Consider the following 26048-nt stretch of genomic DNA (forward strand, 5'->3'; position numbering starts at 1 on the left):
GCATGCTGAAGCTCGAACATCAAACCCTGAATGACCGCGCTTATGGCGCGCTCAAGCAGGAGTTGATTTCAGGCGGCTTCAGCCCGGGGCAGACGCTGGTTATACGCAAGCTCGCCGAGACGTTCGGCATCTCGACCACGCCAATCCGCGAGGCGCTGCAGCGGCTTGTCGCCGAGCGACTGCTCGAGATGCAGAACAACCGCTCGGTCATCGTGCCGTTGCTGTCCGCGCCTGCCTTCGAGGAACTGACGCGCATCCGTATCGCCGTCGAGGGACTGGCGGGCGAGATGGCGGCGACCAGGATGAGCGAAAGCGGGCTGGCTGACATACAGGCGACGCTCGCCGGCATGCAGCGTGCCATCGAGGCCGGCGACGCCAGGGCCTATCTCTCGTTGAACGAGGCGTTCCACTTCGCCATCTACCAGCATGCCGGCGCGCCGATCCTTTTGAACATGATCCGCGACCTCTGGGGGCGGGTTGGGCCTTATCTCAAGCTGCTGATGCAGGCCGATCGCTACATCCCGCACTCCAACGACGCGCATCGCAAGATCGTCGCCGCACTGGAGCAGCGCAGCGGCCCCACTGTGCGGGTCTTCATAGAAGAGGACATCGCGATGGCGGCCGCCGTGCTGTCGGCAAACCTTGACGCTGCCAGGTAGCCGTCGGCCTAGCTCGTCCCGTCCAGCCGGTCGCGCAGCATGCTCCAGCCGAGCAGCATGTTGGGCGCATGCCGCAGCAAGGCATGGAACGGGATCGGCGCCGGCGGCGCAAAGGGCAGCGGCAGGTCGCGGGCCTCGGTTCCAAAGGCCCAGTCCGCCAGCGCCTTGCCCATCGCCGTGGTCATGGCGATGCCGCGGCCGTTGCAGGCGCGTCCGGCGATCAGGCCCGGACCGAGGTCGATCAGGTGCGGCAGAAAATCCGGTTCAACCGCTGCCATTCCCGACCAGCTGTAGGCAAGCGGTGGGAGATCGGGCAGACCGAGATGCCGGCCGAGCCTTCGCCAGATCGTCTGCGGTACGCGCGTATCCGCACCGGCGCCAAGGATGTTCATGCCGCCGCTGATCAGCCGGTTTTCGGTGTCGAAGCGGAAGGTGAACAGATTGCGCCTGGTGTCACCGACACCTTGCCCGCCGGGAAGCAACCGGCTGCGTACTTCACGAGGCAATGGCGCTGTCGCGATCTGGAAGACTTTCAGCGGGAAATAGGTTCGCTGCAATGACGGATTGAGGGACCAGCCATAGGCGTTGGTGGCGATCAGCACCTTGCCGGCGCGTACTGAGCCAGATGGGGTTTTCAGCATCCAGCCATCGGCTATGCGATCAACCGAGGCGACGCGCGTCTGCTCGAAGACCTTCGCGCCGGCTTTCTCCGCCGCATCGGCAAGCCCGCGCGCATAGGCGACCGGATTGAGCACGCCGCCGCAACGATCCATCCAGCCGCCGGCATAGCCCGGCACGCCCGTCAGGGCTTCGATTTCCTGCCGATCCAATGTGACTGCCGGCCGGCCAAGCTGTGCCCATTGCCCGGCACGTGACTTGACCTTCTCGAAGGCGGCAGGCGAATGCGCAGGCTGGATCCATCCGTTCTGCACGGCGTCGCAGTCGATGCCGTGCTGCCGGATCAGGCGGAAGACCAGGTCGGCGCTGCCGGCGGCGAAATCGATCAGCCTTTCGCCGCGCGACGGTCCGAGATGGGCCAGTATGTCGACTGGATCCATTTTGGCGAAATTCGGCACGACAAAGCCCGCATTCCTGCCGGTCGCACCCCAGGCGATGAATTCGGCTTCGAGAACGGCGACGGAAAGGCCTTTCCCCGCCGCGTGCAGCGCGGTGGAAAGACCGGAAAAGCCACCGCCGACGATGGCCAGGTCGACAGCGAGCCCGCTCTGCAGCGCCGGCCGCTCGCGGCGGTTGCGGCTGACGGCATGCCACAGCGAAGCGCCATGCGTTTCCCGCCGAACCGTGGCATTCATGACGGCGAAATGCTCCTGGCCGTCGCCGCCTTCGCCCGCTTACCTAACCAGGACCGCCGCGGTCTGTCGCCGAATAGGCCGTTCGGCCGGATCAGCAGGATGACGCAGAGCATGACGCCGATGGCGGCGATCTGCAGCGCGGCGGCGCGAGCCTGCTGTTCCGGCGGGAAGAGGATGCTGGTCAGCGTGCCCGATCCGGCCCATATCGCCCACACCAGGATGCTGCCGATGACGGCGCCGAGATTGCTGCCCGAGCCGCCGACGATCAGCATCACCCAGACCTGGAAGGTCAGGATCGGCAGATAATTGTCCGGCGCGATAAAGCCGGTGAAATGCGCCTGCAGCGCGCCGGCCAGCGCCATGATGGCGCCGCCGACGGCAAAGGCCTGGACGCGGTAGAAACGCGCGCTCTTGCCGAGTGAGATCGCTGCCCGTTCATCCTCGCGCAGCGCCTTCAAAACCCGCCCCCATGGGCTGCGCGACAGATGCTCCAAGGCGAGATAGGCGATCAGCGTGACGACCGAGACCACGGCAAGGTTGGACAGGTTGAACAGCAACGGCGTCTCGGCAAGGCTGCCGAAGGGGCGCGGGATAAAACCGATGCCGAATGGGCCGCCCGTCAGCTTCTGCGCATTGAGTGCGACCAACTGCACGACGACGGCGACGCCGAAGGTGGTGATCGCCAGATAGTCGGATTTCAGCCGCAGCGTTGCCATGCCGGTAAGCGCTGCAGCGATGCCGCCGACGACCATGGCGCCCGCCCAGCCGACAAGGATCGGGAGGCCGAAGCCGCCCAGCCGCGCGGCATCGTCCGGTGTGGTCAGCAGCGCCGATGTGTAGGCGCCGATGGCGACGAAGCCGGCGAGGCCGACATTGAACAGCCCGGTCAGGCCCCACTGCAAATTGAGCCCTAGCGTGACCAGCGAGAAGATCAGCGCTGTGGTCAGGAAGAAGGCGCCGTAGCCGAGCAGGTCCATCAGCGTTCCCTCACACCAAACAGGCCGATCGGCCGCACGAACAGCACCGCCATCAGGATGATGAAGGAAACGGCGGCGCGCCACTCGGCGCCGATCAACTGCACCGCACCAGCCTCGGCGAGCCCGATGATCAGGCCGCCGAGCACCGCACCGGGAATGCTGCCGATGCCGCCGAGAATGGCGGCGGCGAACATCGGCAGCAGCATGTCGAAGCCCATGAACGGGCGGATCTGCACCAGAATGCCGATCATCACGCCGGCGACGCAGGCGAGAGCGCCGCCGATGACCCAGGTGACGCGCACCACGCTGGCGACATCGATGCCGACGATGCGGGCCAGCGCCGCGTTCTGGCTCAAGGCCTGCATCGAGCGGCCGGTCTGCGTGCGCGTTATCAACAGATGCACGCCGAGCACCAGCACCGCGGTCAGCAGCAAAAGCGCGATCTGGTCGGGTGTGATGCGGATGCCGAAGCCGACCGGCATGGCGATCTGGATCGCGCGGCTGAAATAGGTCGGCCGCGAGGTGAAGGTGAATTCGAGCAGGCTTCTCAGCGCCATCGAGGCGCCGAAGCTCGCCATCACCACGATGATCGCCTGGCCTTGCGAGCGAAGCCGCGAAAACAGCACCTTGTCGAGTAGCAGCGCCAAGAGCGCGGTGAAGGCCATGCCGATAACGAGCGCAACAATGAGCGGCCAGCCGAAGGACAGCGGTGCGATCGGCGCCACCTTGCCTACTGTCGCACCGATGGCGCTGACGACGGCCAGCGTCGCATAGGTGCCCCATGCCATGAAGTCGCCATGGGCGAAGTTCGAGAAGCGCAGGATCGAATAGGTAAGCGTCACGCCGATGGCGCCGAGGCCGATCATCGAACCCGTCAGCAATCCGTCGACGACAAATTGCAGGCTCATGCCTCACCTCCTTTCCCTGCCTTAGATGGGCGCTGGCCGAGATAGAGTTCGGCGACCACCGGATCGTTCCACAATTCGGAGGCGATGCCCTCGTGCCGGTCCTTGCCTTCGACCAGGACATAGGCGCGGTCGCCGATGGCGAGCGCCGCCTTGGCATTCTGTTCGACCAGCAGGATGGTGACGCCGGACTTGCGGATGCCGGCCAGCATCTCGAACACCATCGAGACGAATTTCGGCGACAGGCCGGCCGACGGCTCGTCCAGCACCAGCACCCTGGGGTGAACGATTAGCGCCCGTGCGACAGCGAGCATCTGCCGCTGCCCGCCCGACAAATTGCCGGCGGCGGTGCGGCGCTGGCGGACGAGGTCGGGGAAGGCAGCATACATCTCCTCGATGCGGGCAGGGATTTCGCGCCGTTCAAGGATGCCGCAGGCAACCCTGAGATTATCCTCGACCGACATCAGCGGAAAGATGTTTTCGGTCTGCGGCACGAAGGCAAGCCCGAGCCGCACCATGGTGTGGGCAGGCGCAGCGGTGATGTCCTTGCCGTCCAGAAACACCGTGCCACCGGTGATCGGGACGAGGCCGGCGATGGCCTTGATGAAGCTCGACTTGCCGGCGCCGTTGGGGCCCAGCACGACGACGATCTCGCCTTTTTTGACAGTGATCGAGGCGCCGCGCACGATTGGCACGCCGGGCTCGTAACCGGCTTCGAGGTCGCGGACATCGAGGACGATCTCGCTCATGCCGCGCCTCCGAGATAGGCCTCGATGACACGTGGGTCGCGAGCGACTTCTTCGGCCGTGCCTTCGCTGAGCAGCTGGCCGCTCGCCATGACGAGGACGCGATGGCAAAGCCGCGTCACCATATCGATATTGTGCTCGATCAGCAGGAAGGTGATGCCACGCGCGTTGATGTCCCGGATGCGGTCGATGATGACCTCCAGCAGCGTCGCGTTGACGCCGGCCGCCGGTTCGTCGAGCAGTATGATCGCCGGGTCGGCCATCATCACGCGGGCGAGTTCGAGCAGCTTGCGCTGGCCGCCGGAAAGCACCCGCGCCGGCTCATGCGCGAGATGGGTGAGGGTGACCAGTTCCAGCAGTTCGAGCGCCTTTGTCCTGGCGGCTCTTTCCTGCGCGGCGACGCGCCATGGCGTGATGAAATTGGCGAGCAGCTTTTCGCCGGCCTGGCCCTGTGCGGCCAGCATAATGTTTTCGATCAGCGTCAGATTGGGCAGCGGGCGCGGGATCTGAAAAGTTCGGCCAAGGCCATGACCGATGCGCAGATGCGCGGCTTCGCCCGAGACAGGCGTGCCGTTGAATAGGATCTCGCCGCTGGTCGGCAGGATGCTGCCGGCGAGCAGGTCGAACATCGTCGTCTTGCCTGCACCATTGGGGCCGATCAAGCCGAGGATTTCTCCCGCTTTGACGTCAAACGAGACATCGTTGAGCGCGACAAGGCCGCCGAACCGCCTGACGACATTCCTTGCCGTCAGAACCGGCGCGCGGGTTTCCCCTTGCCGTTTGGTTGCCTCGCTCATCAAACCCTCTGGCCGAAGACGATCGTTGCCGTCTCCTCATTATGATTTGTGATCACACTTGCTTTGATCACGCTATTCGGCTTTAATTTCATCCGCAAGCCGAAAACCGGCCAAGAACGGAATTCCATGCAAAAGGCTGCCATCGAAAAGAACAACGAGGCGATCGCGGCCCAGCTTGCGCCAGTCGGCCGCGAAACTGTGCAGGACCGCGTCTACTCGGAATTGCGCCGCGCCCTGATCGGCGGCCTGTTCGAGCCGAGCCAGGTGCTGACCATCCGTGGCCTAGCTGACGCCTTGGTCACCTCGACCATGCCGGTGCGCGAGGCGCTCGGCAGGCTGATCACGGAAAAGGCGCTGGAGGCGCTGCCCAACCGTTCGGTGCGTGTGCCGCCGATCACATTGGAACGGCTGGATGATCTCTTGCGTGCCCGCATCCTGATCGAGGGCGAAGCGATCGCGCTGGCCGCCGCCCGCATGGGCCCGCGCCAGATCGCCACCATCGAAACCATTCTCGGCGAATGGGACGAGATGCGGGCGCTGAAACACAAGAAGGACGTCGATCGCGAAGTGACGCTCAATCAGAGCTTTCATTTCGAGATCTACCGCTCCTGCGGCTCGGCCGTGCTGATCCCGATGATCGAGAGCCTGTGGCTGCAATCGGGGCCCTGCATCCGCGTCGCTATCTATGCCTTCTCGGAAGCCGGCGAAGTCGACACCGCCCAGTATCACCGCCGCATCGTCACGGCGCTGTCCACGCAGGATGCGCAGGCGGCGCGCGAATCGCTTGTCGCCGACATCAGCCGCCCCTTCACCTTCCTGCGCAGCAAGCTGCAGGCCGCCGCCGCGAAAGACCAGACATGACCGCCATCAGGATCACCGAGCCGCGCTCGCAGCTTTCCGTCACGGCGCTGCTGCTGCCCGAGAAGGCACCGGAAAACGCTGCCTTCCTCTCGGCCTATCTCGGCACGCCACGTGTCGTCCCTGGCATCCATGCGATGTGGACGGGGCCGGAAATCTCCTGTCCGGTTCCCGCGGCCGATCTCGAGGGCCAGGCCTATGCGAAACCGTTGCCGGCCGAGAACGCGACGCTGACGCCGCAGCCGGGCGACATCGTGCTTTCCTACGTGCCGCCACGCATGTGGGGCGGCAATCCCAATGCGATCTTCGACATCGGCCTCTACTACGGGCAGGGCGCGCGGCTCTTGTTCCCGATCGGCTGGCTGGCCGGCAGCGTGGTGGCGCAAGTGCGCGTCGAAGAGCGTGACCGGTTCGCCGCCGCTTGCGGTGTCATCCGCCGCAACGGCGCCTGCGATGTTACCTTCAGCCTGATGGAGGCCTGAATGGCCGACGACAGTTTCGAGCTGTTCGATCTGCGCGTCGAGGCGGTCATCCCGGAGGGCAAGCCGATCTATTGCGGCGCCAAGGAAGGCGACTATTTCGAACTTAAGGGCGAGATGCTGTCGATGCCGGCAGGGCAGGGTTTTTCGATCTATTCGCTCGCCGCCGTCTTGCCTCTGCTGGCGGCCAAGCAGCGCCCAACCCACCCGAACGACTGGATGACCTCGGACGCGGAGATCGCTTGTCCCGATCCCAATTGCGCCAGCCGGCTGAGGATCGTCAGGATGGCCAAGCGGCGGTTCAGCCACGCCGAGACCACGGCGGTGCCGCTGCCTAAAGAGGATGATCTGAGATGAGTGCCAAGACCTTCGAACTCGGCTCTGGCTACACCATCTCGCGCGTCATCCGCGGCGGTTGGCAGCTGGCCGGCGGCCACGGCGCCATCGACCGCAGCCAGGCGGTGGCCGATCTGATCGCCACATTCGATGCCGGCATCTGGACCTATGATTGCGCCGACATCTACACCGGCGTCGAGGAATTGATCGGCGCCGCGCGCCTGCGACTGGCCAGTGAGCGCGGCCTCGATGTCGCCGCCCGGATGAAGGTGCACACCAAGCTGGTGCCCGACCTCGAACGGCTGGCCAGCATCAGCCGCGACTACATCAGGAGCATCGTCGACCAGTCATTGCGGCGGCTGAAGACCGAGCGGCTCGATCTCGTTCAGTTCCACTGGTGGGACTATGCGCAGCCTCGCTATGTCGAGGCGATGGGCTGGCTCGACGAGCTTCGTCTTGAAGGCAAGGTGCGCAATCTCGGCACCACCAATTTCGACACGCCGCGCCTGGCTGAAATCCTTGCCGCCGGCATACCGCTGGTCAGTCAACAGCTGCAATATTCCGTGCTCGACCAGCGGCCTGGCAACAGCTTGGCGAACCTCGCCGCCAAACACGGCGTCAGCTTCCTCTGCTATGGCTCGGTGGCCGGCGGCTTTCTCAGCGACAAATGGCTCGGCGTGGCCGAACCGGCCACGCCGCTCGAAAACCGCTCGCTGGTGAAATACAAGCTGATCATCGACGATTTCGGCGGCTGGGGCCTTTTCCAGCACCTGCTTCAGGCGCTGAAGGCCGTTGGCGATCGCCACGGCGTCGACATCGCCACCATCGCCAGCGCCTGGGTGCTGGAGCAGCCGCAAGTGGCGGCCGTCATCGTCGGCGCCCGCAACCAGGCGCATGCGCTGGCCAATGCAAAGATCATGGACGTTGCGCTCGACGCCGAGGACCGGGTGCGGATTGCCGCCGTCATCGCACAAGGCACCGGCCTTGAGGGCGACGTCTATACGCTGGAGCGCGACCGCCATGGCCGCCACGGCTCGATCATGCACTACAACCTCAATGCGGGGAAGAAATGAGCGGCGAGCCCTCCCTGTTTTCACGCGCCAGCGCTGAAATCATCGACCTGCATCGCTTCTTCGTCGACTGGTTCGTCGCCGCGCGCGCAAACACGGTGGACTTCGGCCGCTTCGAACGCGCCATGGGCGAAGACCTCAGCATGGTGGCGCCGGACGGGCAGATTCTCGATCGCGAAGCGGTCGTCGATCATGTCCGCTCAAGCCGCGCCTCTTGCGATGAAGGTTTTGCCATTTCGATCGAGGACATCCGGCCCGGCTGGCAGGACGCCGATACCATCGTCGTCCTCTATGTCGAAGCGCAGCTGCGCGCAGGCAAGCACAGCCGTCGCCAGTCCAGTGCCGTCTTCACCACCAGTTCATCGGCGCCCAACGGCGTTGAATGGCGACATCTGCATGAGACCTGGCTGCAGGTGCCGGAACGCTGAACAGGCTCCAGAATTCAAATACAGTCGAGTAACGAAAGGGGAACAACAATGACAAAGACGATACTCCAACTCACCACCGCGCTCGCCCTCGTCACGATGGCGGGTGCTGCGCAAGCCGCCGATTGCAAGATCACCGTCGGCCTCGTCATGGAGCTGACCGGCCCGGCCGGCGAATACGGCCAGGCCGGCGCCAAGTCGGTCGAGATGGCCTTCCGCGACATCAACGGAGCCGGCGGTGTGCGCGGCTGCGATCTCGTCACCGACACGCGCGACAGCCAGAGCCAGGGCAACATAGCGGTCGACGCAGCCACCCAGCTGGTCCAGGTCAAGAAGGTGCCGGTCATCATCGGCGGCATCATCTCCTCGGTGTCGATCCCGATCCTGACTTCGGTCACCGCACCAGCCAAGATCGTCCAGGTCTCGCCGGCTTCGTCCTCGCCGACGCTGACCGCGCTCGGCCGCGACGGCAAGACCAACGGCATCTTCTTCCGCACCATCACCTCGGATGCGCTGCAGGGCGTCGCCGCCGCCAAATACGCCGTCGACAAGGGTTTCAAGAAGCTGTCGATCATCCATGTCAACAACGATTTCGGCGTCAACATGGTGGCCGAATTCTCACGTGCCTACAAAGCGCTCGGCGGCACCATCGTCTCCGACACGCCCTACAATGAGAAGCAGTCGAGCTATGCCTCGGAAGTCACGGCGGCAATGGCCGGCGAACCGGACGGTCTTTACCTCGTCAGCACGCCGGTCGACGGCGCTACGGTCGCCCGTACCTGGATCTCGCAGGGCGGCGTGCAGAAATTCCTGCTCAATGACGGCATGAACAGCCCTGATTTCATCGAGTCCGTCGGCGCCGACTATCTGAAGGAAGCCTACGGCACGTCCTCCGGCACCAGCCCGACGGCCTCGACGGAGTATTTCACCAAGAACTACAAGGAATTCTCCGGCATCGAACCGACCAATCCGGCGGCCGACCGCTCCTATGACGCCGGCGCGATTGTTGGTCTGGCCATCGCCATTGCCGGTTCTGAGGACCCGGCCAAGATCAAGGATGCGATGTACAAGGCCGTCGATCCGGCCGGCACGCCGATCTTTGCCGGCAAGGAAGAGTTCGCCAAGGCGCTCGGCCTGATCAAGGACGGCAAGCCGATCCGCTATGAAGGTGTCATCGGCCCTGTCGCCTTCGACAAATATGGCGACATCACCGGCCCGTTCCGCCTGTGGAAGATCGTCGACGGCAAGGTGGCAACGGACGGTGAAATGACCACCGACGATGTCAACGCGCTGCAAGCCAAGCTTCAGTAAGACAACTCTCCGGTATCGATCACGATCCATCGTGATCGATACAGGACGATTGTCCTGTTTTACATTGCCGACGGACACGGACGACGTCGCTTTGCGTGGACGAGCGTTTGCCCGGCAGGCGGCGTTTCGGCCGAACATGGCATCGGCCTCGACAAGAAGAAGTGGCTGCATCTGGTCCGCAGCGACGCCGAGATCGCCACGATGCGGCGGCTGAACGCAGCGCTTGACCCGAGAAACATCCTCAATCCGGGACGGGTCTTCGACCTCGACCCGACTGCCTTCTGCCGATGACGATCCCGCACAGCCTGACGCATCAGCCGCTTTGCCTTGCCGCTTCGCGGATGGTCTGCAGCAGGATGGAAAAGGCCGGCGAGGGCGCGGTGTCGGTCCGCATGGTCAGGCCGACCGGTCCCTTGGTTTCCTCGGTGTTGACCGGCAGGGCGACGAAGGCGCCGCTGCCGAGTTCATTGGCAACGACGCCAGCCGAAATGATCCAGACGGCATTGCTTTGCCGCAGGAAGGCGCGGCCGAAGGAGTCTGAAACGGTTTCGATCTCGGTTGCCGGCGCCGTCATGCCGTTGGTGATGAACAGGCGGTCGACGAAGGGGCGGATGACCGATTCCCGCGTCGGCATCAGCATCGGGAATTCGTCGAGCCGTGCGAACACATCCTGTCCCGGATCAAGCAGCGGATGTCCGGCTCGCACCACGAACAGCACCGGTTCAGAATAGAGGTGCTCGAAGAAGAAGCCGGTCATGTTTTCCGGCGCCGCCAGCCTTCCGACGACGAGATCGAGCGCTCCGGTGCGCAACTGTTCGAGCAGCACGGCGTTCTCGCCGGTGACGATCTTGATCGCCGCACCTGTGTCCTCCTCGAGGAACAGGCCCATGGCGAGCGGTATCACCCGCGCCGACACTGTCGGCAGCGCACCGATGCGGATCGGGTGCCGGCTGACCGCTCCGTCCTGGCGGACGGAATCGACGCCTTGCTTGAGTGCCGTGATCGCCGTTCCGGCATGGCGAAGAAAGATCTCGCCAATGCGCGTCAGTCGGATGCCACGGCCGTCGCGCTCGACCACCGCAACCCCCAGCGCCCCTTCCAGCTCGCGCAATGTCTTGGTCACTGCCGGCGGGCTGACATGCAGCAAGTCAGCCGCTCGTGCCACGCTTCCCTGCCGCGCGACCTCCAGGAATGCCTGCAAATGGCGGAACCGGATCCGGCTCTCGGACATGAATTAATAACCCATGAGTTAATGAAACGACGCAAAATATCATTTTACCGAACCAAACGCCTTGTGCAATGTGGGGGCGGAGGACCGAAACCGTGCCATTCCTCACCATCGGCGGCATCACGCTGCACCATCGCCACAGCAAGGCGAGCGGCAATGCGCGCCCTATCATATTCATCAATTCACTGGGCACCGACTTCCGGATCTGGGACGAAATTGTCTCGGCGCTTGGTGGTGAAATGCCGCTGCTGGTCTATGACAAGCGCGGTCACGGGTTGTCCGACATCGGCGACATCAGGTCGATCGACGATCATGTCGATGATCTCTCGGGCCTCATCGATCATTTCGAATTGAGCAAAGTCGTGCTGTGCGGCCTGTCGGTCGGCGGCATGATCGCGCAGGGGCTCTATGCCAGGCGACCTGAAATCGTCGAAGGCCTGATCCTTTGCGACACGGCGCACAAGATCGGCACGACGGACAGCTGGAACACACGCATCGCAACGGTCGAAAGCAAGGGCCTCCAGGCGATTGCCGATGGCGTGCTCAAAATGTGGTTCACCCCCGCCTTCCACGCGGCGCGTCCAGCCGAGCTCGACGGCTATAGGAACATGATGACCAGGCAAGCGCTCGCCGGTTACATCGGGACCTGCGTTGCCGTTCGCGATGCCGATTTCACCGATGCCGCACGCCGCATCGCGGTGCCGACACTCTGTGTCGCGGGCGACCAGGATGGCTCGACGCCGCCCGATCTCGTCCGCTCGCTGGCCGAGCTGATCCCCGCCGCGCGCTTCGAGATCATCCGCGACGCCGGACACATTCCTTGCGTCGAACAACCCGAAGCGCTGGTCGCCCTGATCCGCAGTTTTATCGCGTCGCTTGCCCCTGGAGCAGAAACTCATGGATGAAGTCCCCGGCGACGCAGCCAGATATCGCAAGGGGCTCGCGGTGCGGCGCTCGGTACTCGGCGACCGGCATGTCGACCGGGCCGAAATCGCCGCCACCGATTTCGACCAGCCTTTCCAGGAGCTGATCACCGAGGCTGCCTGGGGAACCGTGTGGGCGCGGCCGGGCTTCACCAAGCGTGAGCGTTCGATCGTCACGCTGGCGCTGCTGGCCGCACTCGGCCATGATGAGGAGATCGCCATGCATGTGCGCGCCACCGCCAACACCGGTGCGTCGCGCGACGACATCTGCGAGGCGTTCCTGCATGTCGCCATCTATGCCGGCGTGCCGGCCGCCAACCGTGCCTTCAAGATCGCCAAGGAGGTGTTTTCGGAAATGGACGGGAGCCAGAATGCCCGCTGAGTCCGGCTCGACCCGGAGGCCCGAGACCGGCGCCTTCTTCCAGCGCGACCGGACATGGCATCCGCCGGCTCTGACGCCGAACTATAAAACCTCGGTGCTGCGCTCACCGCAAAAGGCGCCGCTGTCGTTCGACAACACGCTATCGGAGATTGCAGGCCCGGTCTTCGGTCACGCCATGCTCGGCGAACTCGACGCCGACCTGATCCACAATTTCGCCAGGCCCGGCGAGAGCGCGCTCGGTGAGCGCATCCTCGTCTATGGGCGGGTGCTCGACGAACGCGGCGTTGGCGTGCCCGGCGCGCTGCTTGAGTTCTGGCAGGCCAATGCCGGTGGCCGCTATCGCCATAAGAAGGATGGCTATCTGGCGCCACTCGATCCGAATTTTGGCGGTTGTGGCCGAACTATTACAGGCGAGGATGGCTTCTATGCGTTTCGTACCGTCAAGCCCGGTCCCTATCCCTGGCCGAACGGGCCGAACGACTGGCGGCCTTCGCACATCCATTTCTCTGTCTTTGGCCACGGCTTTGCGCAGCGGCTGATCACGCAGATGTATTTCGAGGGCGATCCGCTGATCTGGCGCTGCCCGATCGTGCGCGGCATCCCCGACAAGGCGGCCATTGAGACGCTGATCGCAACGCTCGACATGCAAGCGACGATCCCCTTCGACGCGCGCGCCTACAAGTTCGACATCGTTCTGCGCGGGCGCCGCGCGTCGCGGTTCGAAAACAGGCTGGAGGGCAATTGATGGCCCAGTCGCTCGACCGGCTCAGGGAGAGCCCCTCGCAGACCGCCGGACCGTACGTTCATATCGGGCTGACGCCCAATTTCGGTGGCATCGGCTGCGTCTACCCGACCGACCTCGGCGCGACCATGGTCAACGACAAGACCAGGGGCGAGCGCATCGGCCTGCGCATCCGGGTGCTCGACGGCACCGGCACGCCGCTCAAGGATGCGCTGATCGAGATCTGGCAGGCGGATGCCGACGGGCTCTACAATTCGCCGGCAGAACCGCGCGGCACGGCCGATCCCAACTTCTTCGGCTGGGGCCGTTGCCCGACCGACATGGACACCGGCCTGTGTGCGTTCGAGACGATCAAGCCTGGCCGCGTCCCGTTCAACGATGGTCGCCTGATGGCGCCGCATATCACGCTCTGGATCGTCGCCCGCGGCATCAATCTCGGCCTGCACACAAGACTGTATTTTTCCGATGAGGAAAAGGCCAATGCTGAAGATCCGATCCTTGCGCGTTTCGAGCACCGCGTTCGCGTGCCGACGCTGATCGCCGAGCGCCAAGGCGATATGTATGTCTTCGACGTCCATCTCCAGGGGGAGAAGGAAACGGTCTTCTTCGATAGCTGATGCTCAGGAGGCCTGTGACATGACTGTATCGCCTTTCGACCATCCGCTGCTCTCCGCTCTTCTCGGCGACGAAGAAGCGGCGAGGCATTTTTCCGTCGAGGCGGAAATCGAGGCCATGTTGGCCTTTGAACAGGCGCTGTCGCAAGCGGAGGCCGATAACGGGATAATCTCCAAAGATGCCGAGGCAGCTATCGTGGCGGCGCTTGGCACGTTCCGGCCGAACACGGCTCTGCTGCGAGCCGGGGTCGCCAAAGACGGCGTCATGGTGCCGGAGTTGGTGCGCCAGATCAGGGCGGCGGTCGGCGAACCGCATGGCCAGAAAGTGCATTTCGGCGCGACCAGTCAGGACGTCGTCGACACGGGCCTGATGCTTCGGCTGAAACCCGTCGTCGAGCATCTCGATCTGCTGTTGACCGAAACCGTCATGCGCCTCGCCTCGCTCGAAGAGCGTTTTGGCGGCAGGGCGCTGACCGGCATGACGCGTATGCAGAAGGCGATTCAGATCAAAGTGCAGGATCGTGTGGCAGCGTGGCAGGGGCCGCTGCAACGGCACCAGGAAAAGCTGCCGGAACAGTCGAGATGCCTGCTGGTGGTGCAGTTCGGCGGTGCCGCCGGCACACTGGAAAAACTAGGCGACAAAGGGAAAGCGGTGCGCGCAGCCCTAGCCGTCAGGCTTGGTCTTGGCGACGCACCGCAATGGCAGAACCAGCGCGACGCGCTCGCTGATTTTGCCGGTTGGTTATCGCTGCTGACCGGCAGCCTCGGCAAATTCGGCCAGGACATCGCTCTGATGGCGCAAGATGGAACCGAGATCAAACTTTCCGGCGGTGGCGGCTCGTCTACCATGCCTCACAAGCAGAACCCGGTGAAGGCCGAAGCGCTGGTGGCGCTTGCCCGCTTCAACGCCACGCAGCTTGCCGGCCTGCATCACGCGCTCGTGCATGAGCAGGAGCGGTCGGGTGCTGCATGGACGCTGGAGTGGCTATTGCTGCCGCAAATGGTCGTCGCAACGGCAGCGTCGCTGCGCCTTGCCGCCGAACTGGCCGCACAGGTCGAAAGTCTCGGCCACTGATGCGCACGCAAATCGTCGTCATCGGGTCCGGGCCGTCCGGGCTGCTGCTTGGGCAATTGCTGGCCGGCATCGGCGTCGAGACGGTCATTCTGGAACGCGCAAGCCGCGAGCACGTGCTTGGCCGCGTGCGGGCAGGGGTGCTCGAACAGGGCACCGTCGAATTGCTGGAACAGGCCGGCGCGGCGGCAAGGCTGCATGCCGAAGGGCTGCCGCATTCCGGCATCTCGCTCGCCTTCGACGGACGCTTGCATCGCATCGACCTCAAGGCGCTGACCGACGGCAGGCATGTCACCGTCTATGGCCAGACCGAGGTGACGCATGATTTGATGGACAAGCGCGACGCGGCAGGGCTGACCACGATCTACGAGGCGGCAAATGTCGCTCTGCACGATTTCGACGGCGCCGCGCCTTTCGCCACCTATGACAAGGATGGCGTCACGCATCGCATCGACTGCGACTTCGTTGCCGGCTGCGACGGCTATCATGGCGTCAGCCGCAAATCGGTGCCCGAGCGTACGCTAAAAATCTTCGAGCGGCAGTATCCGTTCGGCTGGCTCGGCGTGCTGGCAGAAGTACCACCGGCCGATCACGAACTGGTCTACGCCAATCACGAGCGGGGTTTTGCGCTGTGCTCGATGCGCTCGACGCATCGCAGCCGCTACTATGTGCAGTGCCCGGAGGACGACCATGTCGAGGCGTGGTCGGACGACCGCTTCTGGGACGAGTTGCGCCGCCGCTTGCCGGAGCAGACGGCGGCAAATGTCGTCACCGGCCCATCCTTCGAGAAATCGATCGCGCCGCTGCGCTCCTTCGTTGCCGAGCCAATGCGCTTCGGCAGGATGTTCCTGGTTGGCGACGCCGCCCATATCGTACCACCGACCGGGGCGAAAGGCCTCAACCTCGCCGCCAGCGACGTGCGCTATCTCTTCTCGGGTTTGCGCGACTTCTATCGCGACAAATCCGCGGCTGGCATCGACGCCTATTCGCAAAAGGCATTGGCGCGGGTCTGGAAGGCGGTTCGCTTTTCCTGGTGGATGACGACGATGCTGCACCGCTTTCCCGACACCGGCGAATTCGGCCAGCGCATCCAGGAGGCCGAACTCGACTATCTCGTGCAGTCGCGCGCGGCATCGACCGCGCTCGCCGAGAACTATGTCGGCCTGCCTTATTGAGGGCTGCGGATCATCCCGCGCCTTGCTGCCTGGCAAAATCCAAAAGCATCGGGCGCTGCCCCTTGAGGATTTTCACCTCGGCCTCGGGCAAGGTGAACCAGCCCGCTCTGTCGACCTCCGGAAACTCCTTCAGGGATTCCGACCTTGGCGGCCATTCCATGGTGAAAATGTTGCTCTTGATGGAGGTCACATCGATGTCGATGGTCGCCTCGACGGACCAGGCCGAGACGATCTTGCCGCCCGGTTGCCTGTAGTCGCCAAGCCGCGCGAAGATGCCATCGACCTTGATGCCGAGCTCTTCCTCGGTCTCGCGTTGCGCTGCCGTCAACTCGTCCTCGGTCTCGTCGACAAGACCCTTCGGTATCGACCACGCACCATCGTCCTTCTTCGCCCAGAAGGGGCCGCCCGGGTGAACCAGCAACACCTCGAGATCGCCATCGCCGCGGCGATAGATCAGCAATCCCGCACTCCGTTTTGCCATTTTTATACGTCCGTCTGCGAAGCCGGCAGCCTGCCGATGGTCCTTGAATCGTTGACGCGAACCTTGCACCAGGGGATTGCGACGCTATGTCAGGCGCGTCTACATTGCACCTCACCCGCGAGTCCGGCAATCTGATACCATCGCCTATTTGGCGGCTCGAAGGCTAGGTGACGATGCAACTCGGTCTTATTGGCTACTACAGCGACTTCGTCGTGTATCCGCTGGTAATCGCCGTGCTGGCAGTGGCCGGGCTGCTCGAGGCCGGCGAAGAGGGTGCGCCGGGCTGGATAGGCACGGTCCTCGCCTGTCTCGGCCTCTGGACGCTGATCGAGTATGTGCTGCACAGGTTCGTTCTTCACCACATTCCCTACATCAAGGACCTGCACGACCGTCACCATGTCGAGGAGCGCAGTTCGGTGGGCACGCCGACCTGGCTCAGCCTCGGGGTGCATGCGCTGGTCGCGTTCCTGCCGGTATGGATGATCTCGGATTTAGCAACCGCGAGTGCGGTGAGCTGCGGGCTGATGCTGGGGTACCTCTGGTACATCAGCATCCACCACATGATCCATCACTGGCATCCCGCGCATCCGAGCTACCTCTACACGCTCAAGCGCCGTCACGCGGTGCATCACCACATCGAGGAAACGGCCAATTTCGGTGTGACGTCGGCGTTCTGGGATCGCGTTTTCGGGACGGCGCGGCTCTAGTCCGAGGCCAGATCAACCCCAATCGTTCAACGCCTCTTCCCGCGACCGCCGGGTGACTTGGCGCCGCGAGGGCCGCTCTGAACCGGCGTGTTGTTCTGGTTCTCGTCGGACAGTTTTCGCCAGCGGGCAAGGCGCTCCGGATCGAGCGTTCCGGCCTTCAAGGCAGCCTGCACAGCGCAGCCCGGCTCATGCACATGCGTGCAGTCGCGGAACTTGCACAGTGGCGCGAGTTCGGTGATTTCGGCAAACAGCGTGTCGATGCCGGAGGCGACGTCACTGACCTGCAAAGTCCGCATGCCCGGCGTATCGATCACCCAGCCGCCGCCGGCAATGGCGTGCAGCGATCGCGACGTGGTGGTGTGGCGTCCCTTGGCATCGTGCTCGCGAATGCCTCCGGTCTGCTGCGGCGATTGCTGCCCCGATCCGGCCAGCGTGTTGACCAGCGTCGATTTGCCGACGCCGGAGGAGCCGATCAGCGCCACCGTCTGGCCGACACCGCACCAGGCAGCCAGGATGGTTGCCGCATCCGATGTCCGGGGGTTCAGCGTCACGACCGGCAATCCACGCTGCAACGCGGCAGCCTGCCTTGCATATGTCTCGGCGTCTTCAGCGGTATCGGCCTTGGTCAGCAGGATCACAGGCGTCGTTCCGGCCTCATTGGCGAGCGCCAGATAACGCTCGAGCCGGGCGGGATTGAAGTCGGCATTGCACGAGGTGACGATGAACAGCGTGTCGACATTGGCCGCGGCAAGCTGCGGCACCCTGCCGCCCTGGGTGCGGCGCTCCAGCACCGTCTTGCGGACCAGGCGGCGCTGCACAAGGTGTTCATGCCCATCGACCAGTACCCAGTCGCCGACCGCATAGTCGCGGGTGTTCGCCTGCGCCGGCAGCGTCAGATCGACCGGCCCTGCCTGGGACAGGCCGGTCACGCGATCGCGGTGGACGGTGGCGATCCGTGTCGGGACAAGATCGGCGTCGCCGGGTTCGAGCTGGTCGCCAAAAAAATCCGTCCAGCCCAGGCCGGCAAGCGATGGCATGGAGTGGTCCGTCACGGCTTTGACCACGGCGTCGCGGACATTGGAGAGTATCCCTGGCAGGTGAGGCGCGGACGGGGTGGGCAATTGCCCAGCTGTATGGGCGGCATGGCGGCATTTGGCAAGCAGGCCCGGAGCCGAGAGCGAGCGGCAAGCTTCTGCAGCCCATCCCTCGATCGTCGAACTGACGATCAAGTCGATGAAACAGCGCTATCCGAAAGCGTTTGGGGGGAAAAAACGGCGGCGAGCCGCCTCAGTTTTGAAACGTTAACGAATAATTTGACGCATGCAATGTTTTTGGGTTCTATTGGTAACTGTGAAAATTGACTGAATAAGTTCCATCCAGCATTGTCGCATCCGGTCAACGGCCGCATGACTGGGGCGGGCCGATCATGACAGGGATCAGGAATATATCGATGGCGGAGAAGACGCACCGCACGATGGATGACTTCGCCCAGGCATGCGGCGTGTCCCGGCCGACGCTGTCCAAATATTTCGACGATCCGGCGAGCGTGAAGCCGGCGACGCGGGCGCGCATCGAAGCCGCCCTGCGCTCCTCGGACTATCAGCCCAACCTTTTCGCCCGAAATCTCAACCGCAAGCGCACCCGCAACATCGGCATCGTCGTGCCGACGATCACCGATCCGTTCTACGCCGAGATGGTCAGCCGCATCGAATTTCGCTGCCGCGACGAAGGCTACTGGCCGATCGTCATCTCCTCGCATGGTTCGCCGAAGCTGGAGGCGGAGTCGGTCAGGACGCTGCTGTCCCTGAAGGTCGCCGGCGCGATCATCGCCCCACTGGGTCTGGCTTCCGACCGCGGCGTCTTCGACAAGCTCGGGCAGGATATTCCGATTGTCTATTTCGACACCTATATCGAGGGCGATACGCCGTTCGTCGGCAACGACAACCGGCAGAGCGTCTCGACCATCGTCGACTATCTCTGCCGTTCGGGTGAGCCGCCGGTCTATCTCGACATCCCACACGTCAACCACAACTCCGGCGAACGCCAGGAAAGCTACAACGTCGCGATGGAGACCGCCGGGTTCAAGCCGGTCGTCATCGAAGGCACCCGCGATTACACCTGGGACTTCGAACGCATCGGCTACGAGCAGACGGAAAAAATGCTGCAGGCCGGCGCCTTGCCCGGCCGCACCATCCTGTGCGCCAATGATCGTCTCGCCTTTGGCGTGATGGCGGCTGCGTTCTCGCGCGGCCTGAAGGTCGGCCGCAGACCCGATTGCGATCTGCGGGTTGCAGCACACGACGATCATCCGCTGAGCCGCTACACCTGCCCGGCGCTGACCACCATGGCGCAGGATTTCACCGCCATGGCCGGCCGCAGCGTCGAGATCCTGCTGGCCTTGCTGGACGAGGCCGATCCGCCGAAGCAGGGCATGGCGCGCACCGTCAAGCTCGGCGCCACCCTGGTGATGCGTCAGTCAGCCTGAGCGACCGGCGTCAGCTTTTCTCGAACTGGCGCCAGGCAGTCACCGCCTCGGCCACCGCTTGCCGGGCAGCGGGAATATGGCGTCCCATTGAGACAAAGCCGTGAATCTGGCCCGGCCATTGCCGCAGGATGAGCGGAACGCCCGCGGCTTGCAGGCGCGCCGCATAGGCTGCCCCTTCGTCGGCGAGGATGTCGCAGCCGGCAAGCGCTACAAAGGTCGGCGCAACGCGGGCGAGGTCAGGCGCCAGCAAGGGCGAGACGCGCCAGTCCATGATGTCCTCGGGCGTTCGCACATAGTGGTCGCGGAACCATGCCATGGTGGTTGCGGTGAGCCCGAAGCCGTCGCCGAAACGCTGGTAGCTATTCGATGCCTGCCGCGCGTCGGTGTTGGGATAGATCAGGAGTTGCGCCGCAAGCTGAGGCGCAAGCCCATCGCGGGCAAGCAGCGCCAGCACCGTGGCGAGATTGCCGCCGGCGCTGTCGCCGGCAACGCCGATGCGTCTGATGTCGATGCCGAGACCGGCGGCATTCCCCGCTATGAAGCGCAGTGTCGCCAGGCAATCCTCGAGCCCGGCGGGAAATTTGTGCTCTGGCGCCAGGCGATAATCGGGACAGACAATGACGGCGCCGCCGAGATTGGCCATCAGGCGGCAGATCTCGTCATGCGAATCGAGGTTGCCGACGACCCAGCCGCCGCCATGCAGGTAGAGCAGCGCCGGTGCCCCGCTTTGCGGTGCGCCGATGCCGCGATGGATGCGGAGCGCTATAGGCCCATTCGTCCCGTCGATCTGCCGTTCCTGGGTCGCAGCGACCGGCTCGTGCTCACCCTGTAACGTCGGGAACGAGGCGTTGTAGGCAGTTCGCGCCGCCGCCACGCTGCCGGTCTCGAATGGCTCGCCGCCGGCTGCACGACCAATTTCGAGGACGCGCAGCGCATCCGGATCGAGCGTCATGGTCATGTCCTCAGGCCAGCAGGCTGCTCGCCTCTTCCTCGGTCAGCAGGGCCGGCTGCACGACATCGCCCGCGATGGCGACTGATCCCTGTGTTTCACCGGAGCGAAGGATAGCCTCCATGATCTCCAGTACATGCAGCGCGAGGCTGCCGGAGGCCCGTGGGGTGTTGCCGGTTTGAAGCGAGCGCACCAGATCGGCGACGCCGAGCATACGGTAGTTGGCGCGATCGGGTGCCGCGTAAGGCCAGTTGCGGGCGCCGTAGAGTTCGCCCTCGCTGGCGAAATCCTGCCAGTCGGTGCCGCGTTCCGACAGCGACACCGTGCCGCCGAACGTGTCGGGATCGGGCAGGCGCAGCGAGCCCTCCGTGCCGTGCAGTTCGATCGGATGGTTGGAGTGGCGAAAGACGTCCCACGAGGCGCCGAAGGTGACGGTCGCGCCGGAGCGGAACTCGAGCAGCGACAGCACATTGGTCGGCGTGCCGACCTTGAATGTGGTGTTCTTGAATGGCCCTTCGGCGGTGATCAGCCTTTCTTCCTGGCCGCGTGTCGCCATTGCCATGACGCGCTCGACCGGGCCGAGCAGATTGACCAGCATGGTCAGATAGTACGGACCCATGTCGAACACGGGGCCACCGCCTGGCTGGTAGTAGAATTGCGGGTTGGGGTGCCAGTGCTCCATGCCGCGGCCCATCATGAAGGCGGTGCCGGTGACCGGGCGGCCGATGGCGCCCTCGTCCATCAGCCGGCGGGCGCGGCGTCCGGCTGCACCGAGAAAAGTGTCGGGCGCCGAGCCGAGCAGCAGGCCGCGCGACCGCGCCTCGTTGACCAGGCGTTGTCCGTCGGCGGCCGAGGTGGCGAGCGGCTTTTCGGTGAAGACGTGCTTGCCGGCCGAAAGCGCGGCAAACGAAATGTCGAAATGCGCCGCCGGAATGGTCAGGTTGAGGACAAGATCGATCTCCGGGTCGGCCAGCAGCGCATCGACGCCGAGTGCCTGGATGCCATATTCCTTCGCCCGCACCGCCGCCATGTCGGCCGAAATATCGGCACAGGCGCGCAATTCGATCCCGCCAAAAAGCCCGGCGTTGCGCAGGTAAGTCATCGAGATGTTGCCGCATCCGATGACGCCGATCCCGAGTTTGGTCTTTGATGTCCCGTGCATTTTCCTGCCTCCCAATGCGCTCATGGCCTGCCGGATCCGCCCAGCCGTTAGGCGGATCGCTTTCGCAAAAGGCTATACAACATTTTAAATATTGACGCGCGTAAAATTTTTATACAACATGCGAAAATGCTGGTGCGATATCGGGGAGGCCGCCAGCCCTGGGAGGAGAAAATGACAGGCATGAAAACCGGCCGACCGCCGATGCGAATCCTGTGGGCTATGCGCGCATTGGATACTCGGTCGCAGCCAGGGACCGCGACGGGGTCAGGCATAGATCACCTTGGCCCCGATCCTATCAAGCTGGCTGCGTATCGGACCCGACAGGCCATCGTCGGTGATCACAACATCGACGCTCGACAGCGAGAAGGCCTTGGAGGTTCCGCTGACGCCCCATTTGCTCGAATCTGCAAGGAGGACAACGCGCCGGGCCATGCGCACGAGGTTTCGCTTCGTTCGCGCCATGTCTTCGTTCACGTCGACCACATCCAGTGACGAGTCAATGGCATGCGCTCCAACAAAGACCTGATGCGCTACCAAGCCGCCGAGAGCCGTGTCGGCATCGGTGATCAGTGTGCTCACCGTGTCTGGATAGACCCGGCCGCCGATCATGTGAACGTCGAGCCCGGGCCGATGCATCAGATGCTGCACGATATTCATCGCCGTGGCCGCGACCACGACATTGCTGAGTGGCGGTAACAGCATGGCAACCTGCATCAATGTCGAGCCGCCGTCGAAGATGACCGATTGGTTGTCCTCGAACAGTTCTACCGCTGCCCGGGCGATGCGTTTCTTTGCATCGAGGTTGGTTTGCATCCGCCGGGCGAACGCGGCCGTGGTCGAATCCGTGGTCCGGGTCACCGCGCCTCCGCGGGTCTTGGTCAGCAGTCCCTTACGGTCCAGTATCTCGAGGTCGGAGCGCACCGTGACTTCCGATACGCCAAAATCGTCTGACAGGTCCTTGATGCGGACCTGTCCGCTACGTTGCACTTCACCCAGGATCGATTGGCGTCTCTGCTCTGACAACATTGCCCTGTCCTTGCCTCCATCCGCCAAGCAATCACCCTGGCCTCGGTTCACTCTACCAAAAATATGCGAATTCGAAAGCTTTCGAAAGATTGCATTTGTCCTTTCTTTCGCAAACACTGGGTACAGGATTTTGAAATCAATCGATTGGAGAGTTTTGGACTCATGAGCCTCGGAACCAAGGTGCGCCTGGCGCGCCTCTTCTCACATCCGTCGGGGAATCTTTTTGGCGGCGCGGTCGACCACTTTGTCGGCTACGGCGACGTGCGCAAAGGAGGTCTTGCCGATCTGCCGGGCGCCCTTGCACGCGTCATGGTAGGCAAACCCGACTACGTCAGCATCCAGCCCGGCACCGCGCGCCATCTGTGGCCGCAATACGCGGGCAAGGCTTGCCTGGTGATCCAGGCCGGCTGCTTCACCCCGGACGATCGCATCAGTGAACTGATTGCAACGCCCGAGGATGCGGTGCGCGCTGGCGCCGATGCGTTGGCCGTGGCCATTCCGGTGCGCGGCGCGACCGAGGGCAAATACATACGCTGGCTGACCGATTCGGTGAACGCGGCGGCCCGTTACGGCATGCCGGTGGTGGCGCATATCTACCCTCGCGATTTCACCGACGGGGCAAAAATCGTCTTCACCCCCGACGAGATCGCCTATGCGACACGCATCGGCTACGAGTCCGGCGTCGATGTGATCAAGATCGGTTACACGGGCGATTTCGAGTCGTTCCGAGAGACTATTCGGACCTGCCCGGTGCCGGTTGTGATCGCCGGCGGTCCGAAGACCGACACGCTGCTCGGCGCCCTTCAGCAGACGGCGGACGCCATCCGTGCCGGCGCGCGCGGTGCCGTGGTGGGCCGCAATCTCTGGGGGCACGGCGATCCGGAAAAGGCAGCGATCGCCTTTCGGGGCGTCATCCATGACGGCCTTTCGGCGCAAGACGCCCTGGCGAAGGCGGGTGCCTGAACGATGCCCACCGTCCCTTCAATCCTCGGCTTCGGAGCTATTGCGGTCGACGACATCGTCTATGTCGATCAGCCGTTGTCGGCGGGCAAGGGGAAGGTTCTGCAAAGTGCCCGAGCTTTCGGGGGAAATGTCGCGACGGCACTTGCCGCCGTGGCGCGGCTCGGCGGAAGCGCCGGGTTCGTCGGATGGCTGGGCAGTGCCGCCGACGACGCCGTGTTGTGCGATCTCGTTGCGAGCGGCGTTGAAACCGCGTTTGCGCCGCGCCACCCGCACGCGCGCCCGGTGCGCTCGCGGATCACCGTCGGTTCGGATGGGGAGCGATTCATCGCGTATGACGACGAAGCGATGCTGGGCACCGCGCCGGACTTTCCGGACGAGGTTCTCAGCCGCGCGACAGTCCTGATCGTCGACAGTTACGGTATTGGGTCGCTGGATGTCGTGGCTCGGGCTCGCGATCTCGGCCTTGCGATCCTCGGCGATGTCGAATGGAGCCACGGCCCGGCCACCGAGAGACTGATCGGGCTCTGCGACCATCTCATTCTTCCGCTCGGCTTTGCGCGGACCGCCACCGGTCGCCGGTCGCCGGCCGAGATACTCGACGCATTGTGGTTGCCGTCGCGGTCCGCCGTGGTTCTGACGGATGGCGGCAGGGGCGTCTTCTATCGCGGACGCGACGAGACGGGGCTCTGGCACCTGCCTCCGCACCGGGTTGCCGTCCTCGACTCGACCGGCGCCGGTGACTGCTTTCATGGCGCCTATGCCCTTGCATTGACGCGCGGGGCAGACACCGCAGGCCGGGTCGCATTCGCGGCCGCGGCGGCGGCCCTTTCGATAACGGGGCGGGGCGGGCGCGAGGCGCTTCCGACCGTCGACCAGGTCAAGCAACTCCTGGCATCGACAAACGCGCCGTCGGCAGTCGAACTGAAATATGCGCGGCTCGATACCGGAACATAGCCTAGCTATCCGAGGGAAAATTTCGCAGGTGAACGTAAGCCGAGGACAATCATAAAAATCAGTGGCTTAGACTTGTGGAGGGAGGAATATGGCAGAAGTCGTTCTTGAGAATATCTGCAAGACATACGGGAACAATTTTCACGCAATCGACCAATTGAACCTGTCGGTTAAGGACGGTGAGTTCTTGATTCTCGTCGGGCCGTCCGGCTGTGGCAAATCCACCGCGTTGCGGATGATCGCGGGATTGGAGGACGTCACCAGCGGCAGCCTTCGGATCGGCGGTGTCGACGTCGTCGACATGCCGCCCAAGGATCGCGACATCGCGATGGTCTTCCAGAGCTACGCCCTCTACCCGCATATGACGGTGTTCGAAAACATCGGCTTTTCGATGCGGCTGGCAGGCAAGCCGAAGGCCGAGCGCAAAAAGCGCGTGGACGAGATCGCCAAAACCCTTCAACTGACGTCTCTGCTGGACAGCAAACCCGCGAACCTTTCAGGCGGGCAGCGTCAAAGGGTTGCCATGGGCCGCGCCATGGTGCGCGAGCCGGCAGCCTTTCTCATGGACGAACCGCTTTCCAATCTGGATGCGAAACTGCGTGTTCAAATGCGCGCCGAAATCACCAGTCTGCAAAAGCAGCTCGGCGTAACGACCATATATGTGACCCACGACCAAACCGAAGCCATGACGATGGGCGACAGGGTCGCGGTGTTGAAAGGCGGCGTGCTGCAGCAGGTCGACACACCCAAGAGACTCTATGAATCGCCGGTGAACGCCTTCGTTGCCGGCTTCATCGGGTCTCCTTCGATGAACCTTTTCGAGGCGACCCTGACGGGCGACGAACTGATGTCCGGCGCCCTGGCCATCCGGCTGCAGGATGCAGCCTTCGTGCGCAGGCCGGGCTTGAAGTCGTATGCGGGGCGCAAGGTCGTGTTCGGCATACGACCGGAGGATCTCTATGACAGCAGCCTCGAATCCGGCCGCAAGTATCAGACGATACCGGCAAAGGTGACCTCGATCGAAGAACTTGGATCCGAACAAATCGTCCATCTCGACATCGACGCGGTCCGGGTGGACTCCGGCGACCCTGACGCGGTGCAGGATTTCGGCCTGGCGTCGAATGCGGTGGCGAAATTCGAACCGACCAGCAAAGTCCGTTCCGGCTCGGAAATCAGGTTGGCCCTGGATGATACCAAGCTCCATTACTTCGACCCGGAGACGCATCTGGCAATCTGAGTATCAGCGAAGACCCGCGGGTGAGGGTGAGGCGCCTGCGTAAGAAGACTTCTGAATAACCAGACGATCGGCCGC

At 63.6% G+C, this 26048-nt stretch carries 29 protein-coding genes and 1 pseudogene; 19 read left to right on the top strand and 11 right to left on the bottom strand.

Annotated features, from left to right (window positions below):
- The first annotated feature begins 2 nt into the window (after window positions 1–2).
- Window positions 3–659 (top strand): GntR family transcriptional regulator, encoded by a 657-nt coding sequence (locus EOB80_RS06200; protein WP_127327028.1) that lies wholly within the window; start codon window positions 3–5, stop codon window positions 657–659.
- An 8-nt stretch (window positions 660–667) separates the two neighbouring features.
- Here EOB80_RS06200 and EOB80_RS06205 read toward each other — a convergent pair whose 3' ends face one another.
- The 5 genes from EOB80_RS06205 to EOB80_RS06225 are packed head-to-tail and all read right to left on the bottom strand — an operon-like array spanning window position 668 to window position 5397.
- On the bottom strand, window positions 668–1972 hold the full coding sequence (locus EOB80_RS06205) for an FAD-dependent oxidoreductase (protein ID WP_127327029.1): 1305 nt from the start codon (window positions 1970–1972) through the stop codon (window positions 668–670).
- On the bottom strand, window positions 1969–2952 hold the full coding sequence (locus EOB80_RS06210; RefSeq protein WP_164762538.1) for a branched-chain amino acid ABC transporter permease: 984 nt from the start codon (window positions 2950–2952) through the stop codon (window positions 1969–1971). Before EOB80_RS06210 ends, EOB80_RS06205 begins: the two co-directional genes overlap by 4 nt.
- The gene (locus tag EOB80_RS06215) at window positions 2949–3857 is read right to left on the bottom strand and encodes a branched-chain amino acid ABC transporter permease (RefSeq protein WP_127327031.1); all 909 of its coding nucleotides are present in this window, start codon (window positions 3855–3857) and stop codon (window positions 2949–2951) included. The genes EOB80_RS06210 and EOB80_RS06215 overlap by 4 nt, the downstream gene beginning before the upstream one ends.
- Window positions 3854–4603: an ABC transporter ATP-binding protein gene (locus EOB80_RS06220; RefSeq protein ID WP_127327032.1), complete on the bottom strand. Its 750-nt coding sequence runs from the start codon at window positions 4601–4603 to the stop codon at window positions 3854–3856. The genes EOB80_RS06215 and EOB80_RS06220 overlap by 4 nt, the downstream gene beginning before the upstream one ends.
- A complete protein-coding gene (locus EOB80_RS06225) occupies window positions 4600–5397 on the bottom strand; it encodes an ABC transporter ATP-binding protein (protein WP_127327033.1) in 798 nt (265 codons plus the stop codon). Before EOB80_RS06225 ends, EOB80_RS06220 begins: the two co-directional genes overlap by 4 nt.
- Before the next feature lie 126 nt (window positions 5398–5523).
- Between EOB80_RS06225 and EOB80_RS06230 the strand changes: the two genes are divergently transcribed.
- The 7 genes and pseudogenes from EOB80_RS06230 to EOB80_RS06260 form a co-directional block, all read left to right on the top strand.
- Window positions 5524–6258: a GntR family transcriptional regulator gene (locus EOB80_RS06230; RefSeq protein WP_127327034.1), complete on the top strand. Its 735-nt coding sequence runs from the start codon at window positions 5524–5526 to the stop codon at window positions 6256–6258.
- Window positions 6255–6737, top strand: coding sequence for a DUF3830 family protein (locus EOB80_RS06235; RefSeq protein WP_127270673.1), 483 nt, complete (start codon window positions 6255–6257; stop codon window positions 6735–6737). Before EOB80_RS06230 ends, EOB80_RS06235 begins: the two co-directional genes overlap by 4 nt.
- Window positions 6738–7091 carry a TIGR04076 family protein gene (locus tag EOB80_RS06240; protein ID WP_127270671.1) on the top strand — a complete coding sequence of 118 codons (354 nt, stop codon included), beginning with the start codon at window positions 6738–6740 and terminating at the stop codon, window positions 7089–7091.
- The gene (locus EOB80_RS06245) at window positions 7088–8143 is read left to right on the top strand and encodes an aldo/keto reductase (RefSeq protein ID WP_127327035.1); all 1056 of its coding nucleotides are present in this window, start codon (window positions 7088–7090) and stop codon (window positions 8141–8143) included. Before EOB80_RS06240 ends, EOB80_RS06245 begins: the two co-directional genes overlap by 4 nt.
- On the top strand, window positions 8140–8568 hold the full coding sequence (locus tag EOB80_RS06250; protein WP_127327036.1) for a DUF4440 domain-containing protein: 429 nt from the start codon (window positions 8140–8142) through the stop codon (window positions 8566–8568). Before EOB80_RS06245 ends, EOB80_RS06250 begins: the two co-directional genes overlap by 4 nt.
- Before the next feature lie 48 nt (window positions 8569–8616).
- Complete coding sequence (locus EOB80_RS06255; RefSeq protein WP_127327037.1) at window positions 8617–9876, top strand: ABC transporter substrate-binding protein; 1260 nt, start codon at window positions 8617–8619, stop codon at window positions 9874–9876.
- A 117-nt stretch (window positions 9877–9993) separates the two neighbouring features.
- Window positions 9994–10167 (top strand): annotated as a pseudogene (locus tag EOB80_RS06260) (FAD-linked oxidase C-terminal domain-containing protein); the annotation flags it as partial.
- Between the two features lie 22 nt (window positions 10168–10189).
- Here the strand turns inward: EOB80_RS06260 and pcaQ are convergent.
- Window positions 10190–11107: a pca operon transcription factor PcaQ gene (gene pcaQ, locus EOB80_RS06265; RefSeq protein WP_127266585.1), complete on the bottom strand. Its 918-nt coding sequence runs from the start codon at window positions 11105–11107 to the stop codon at window positions 10190–10192.
- A 92-nt stretch (window positions 11108–11199) separates the two neighbouring features.
- On the opposite strand from pcaQ, the gene pcaD reads away from it, so the two are divergent.
- The 6 genes from pcaD to pobA are packed head-to-tail and all read left to right on the top strand — an operon-like array spanning window position 11200 to window position 16012.
- Entirely contained in the window at window positions 11200–12009 is an 810-nt protein-coding gene (gene pcaD / locus EOB80_RS06270; RefSeq protein ID WP_127327038.1) for a 3-oxoadipate enol-lactonase, read from the top strand.
- Complete coding sequence (pcaC, locus tag EOB80_RS06275) at window positions 12002–12409, top strand: 4-carboxymuconolactone decarboxylase (RefSeq protein WP_127318459.1); 408 nt, start codon at window positions 12002–12004, stop codon at window positions 12407–12409. Before pcaD ends, pcaC begins: the two co-directional genes overlap by 8 nt.
- The gene (gene pcaH / locus EOB80_RS06280) at window positions 12399–13154 is read left to right on the top strand and encodes a protocatechuate 3,4-dioxygenase subunit beta (protein ID WP_127327039.1); all 756 of its coding nucleotides are present in this window, start codon (window positions 12399–12401) and stop codon (window positions 13152–13154) included. The genes pcaC and pcaH overlap by 11 nt, the downstream gene beginning before the upstream one ends.
- A complete protein-coding gene (gene pcaG, locus EOB80_RS06285; protein WP_127327040.1) occupies window positions 13154–13768 on the top strand; it encodes a protocatechuate 3,4-dioxygenase subunit alpha in 615 nt (204 codons plus the stop codon). The genes pcaH and pcaG overlap by 1 nt, the downstream gene beginning before the upstream one ends.
- Before the next feature lie 19 nt (window positions 13769–13787).
- Window positions 13788–14840: a 3-carboxy-cis,cis-muconate cycloisomerase gene (locus EOB80_RS06290; protein ID WP_127327041.1), complete on the top strand. Its 1053-nt coding sequence runs from the start codon at window positions 13788–13790 to the stop codon at window positions 14838–14840.
- On the top strand, window positions 14840–16012 hold the full coding sequence (gene pobA / locus EOB80_RS06295; protein ID WP_127327042.1) for a 4-hydroxybenzoate 3-monooxygenase: 1173 nt from the start codon (window positions 14840–14842) through the stop codon (window positions 16010–16012). The genes EOB80_RS06290 and pobA overlap by 1 nt, the downstream gene beginning before the upstream one ends.
- Window positions 16013–16022: 10 nt before the next feature.
- On the opposite strand, the gene EOB80_RS06300 is transcribed toward pobA, so the two are convergent.
- A complete protein-coding gene (locus EOB80_RS06300; RefSeq protein WP_127327043.1) occupies window positions 16023–16493 on the bottom strand; it encodes an NUDIX domain-containing protein in 471 nt (156 codons plus the stop codon).
- A gap of 173 nt (window positions 16494–16666) precedes the next feature.
- Here EOB80_RS06300 and EOB80_RS06305 point away from each other — a divergent pair, with 173 nt between their 5' ends.
- A complete protein-coding gene (locus EOB80_RS06305) occupies window positions 16667–17200 on the top strand; it encodes a sterol desaturase family protein (RefSeq protein ID WP_127327044.1) in 534 nt (177 codons plus the stop codon).
- A 26-nt stretch (window positions 17201–17226) separates the two neighbouring features.
- On the opposite strand, the gene rsgA is transcribed toward EOB80_RS06305, so the two are convergent.
- Complete coding sequence (gene rsgA / locus EOB80_RS06310; protein WP_164762530.1) at window positions 17227–18237, bottom strand: ribosome small subunit-dependent GTPase A; 1011 nt, start codon at window positions 18235–18237, stop codon at window positions 17227–17229.
- Window positions 18238–18650: 413 nt separating this feature from the next.
- On the opposite strand from rsgA, the gene EOB80_RS06315 reads away from it, so the two are divergent.
- Window positions 18651–19685, top strand: a complete 1035-nt coding sequence (locus tag EOB80_RS06315; RefSeq protein ID WP_127327045.1) for a LacI family DNA-binding transcriptional regulator — start codon at window positions 18651–18653, stop codon at window positions 19683–19685.
- A 10-nt stretch (window positions 19686–19695) separates the two neighbouring features.
- Here EOB80_RS06315 and EOB80_RS06320 read toward each other — a convergent pair whose 3' ends face one another.
- The 3 genes from EOB80_RS06320 to EOB80_RS06330 all read right to left on the bottom strand — a co-directional run bounded on the left by EOB80_RS06320 (window position 19696) and on the right by EOB80_RS06330 (window position 22822).
- Window positions 19696–20637, bottom strand: coding sequence for an alpha/beta hydrolase (locus EOB80_RS06320; protein WP_127327046.1), 942 nt, complete (start codon window positions 20635–20637; stop codon window positions 19696–19698).
- A 10-nt stretch (window positions 20638–20647) separates the two neighbouring features.
- Window positions 20648–21796, bottom strand: coding sequence for a Gfo/Idh/MocA family oxidoreductase (locus EOB80_RS06325; protein ID WP_127327047.1), 1149 nt, complete (start codon window positions 21794–21796; stop codon window positions 20648–20650).
- A gap of 264 nt (window positions 21797–22060) precedes the next feature.
- A complete protein-coding gene (locus EOB80_RS06330) occupies window positions 22061–22822 on the bottom strand; it encodes a DeoR/GlpR family DNA-binding transcription regulator (protein WP_127327048.1) in 762 nt (253 codons plus the stop codon).
- 162 nt (window positions 22823–22984) lie between these two features.
- On the opposite strand from EOB80_RS06330, the gene EOB80_RS06335 reads away from it, so the two are divergent.
- The 3 genes from EOB80_RS06335 to EOB80_RS06345 all read left to right on the top strand — a co-directional run bounded on the left by EOB80_RS06335 (window position 22985) and on the right by EOB80_RS06345 (window position 25973).
- Window positions 22985–23785: a class I fructose-bisphosphate aldolase gene (locus EOB80_RS06335; RefSeq protein WP_127327049.1), complete on the top strand. Its 801-nt coding sequence runs from the start codon at window positions 22985–22987 to the stop codon at window positions 23783–23785.
- A gap of 3 nt (window positions 23786–23788) precedes the next feature.
- Entirely contained in the window at window positions 23789–24739 is a 951-nt protein-coding gene (locus EOB80_RS06340; RefSeq protein WP_127327050.1) for a PfkB family carbohydrate kinase, read from the top strand.
- Between the two features lie 88 nt (window positions 24740–24827).
- Window positions 24828–25973 (top strand): ABC transporter ATP-binding protein, encoded by a 1146-nt coding sequence (locus EOB80_RS06345; RefSeq protein WP_127319222.1) that lies wholly within the window; start codon window positions 24828–24830, stop codon window positions 25971–25973.
- Window positions 25974–26048: the final 75 nt, after the last annotated feature.

This window comes from Mesorhizobium sp. M7A.F.Ca.MR.245.00.0.0, from assembly GCF_003997415.1.
Classification (GTDB): Bacteria; Pseudomonadota; Alphaproteobacteria; order Rhizobiales; family Rhizobiaceae; genus Mesorhizobium.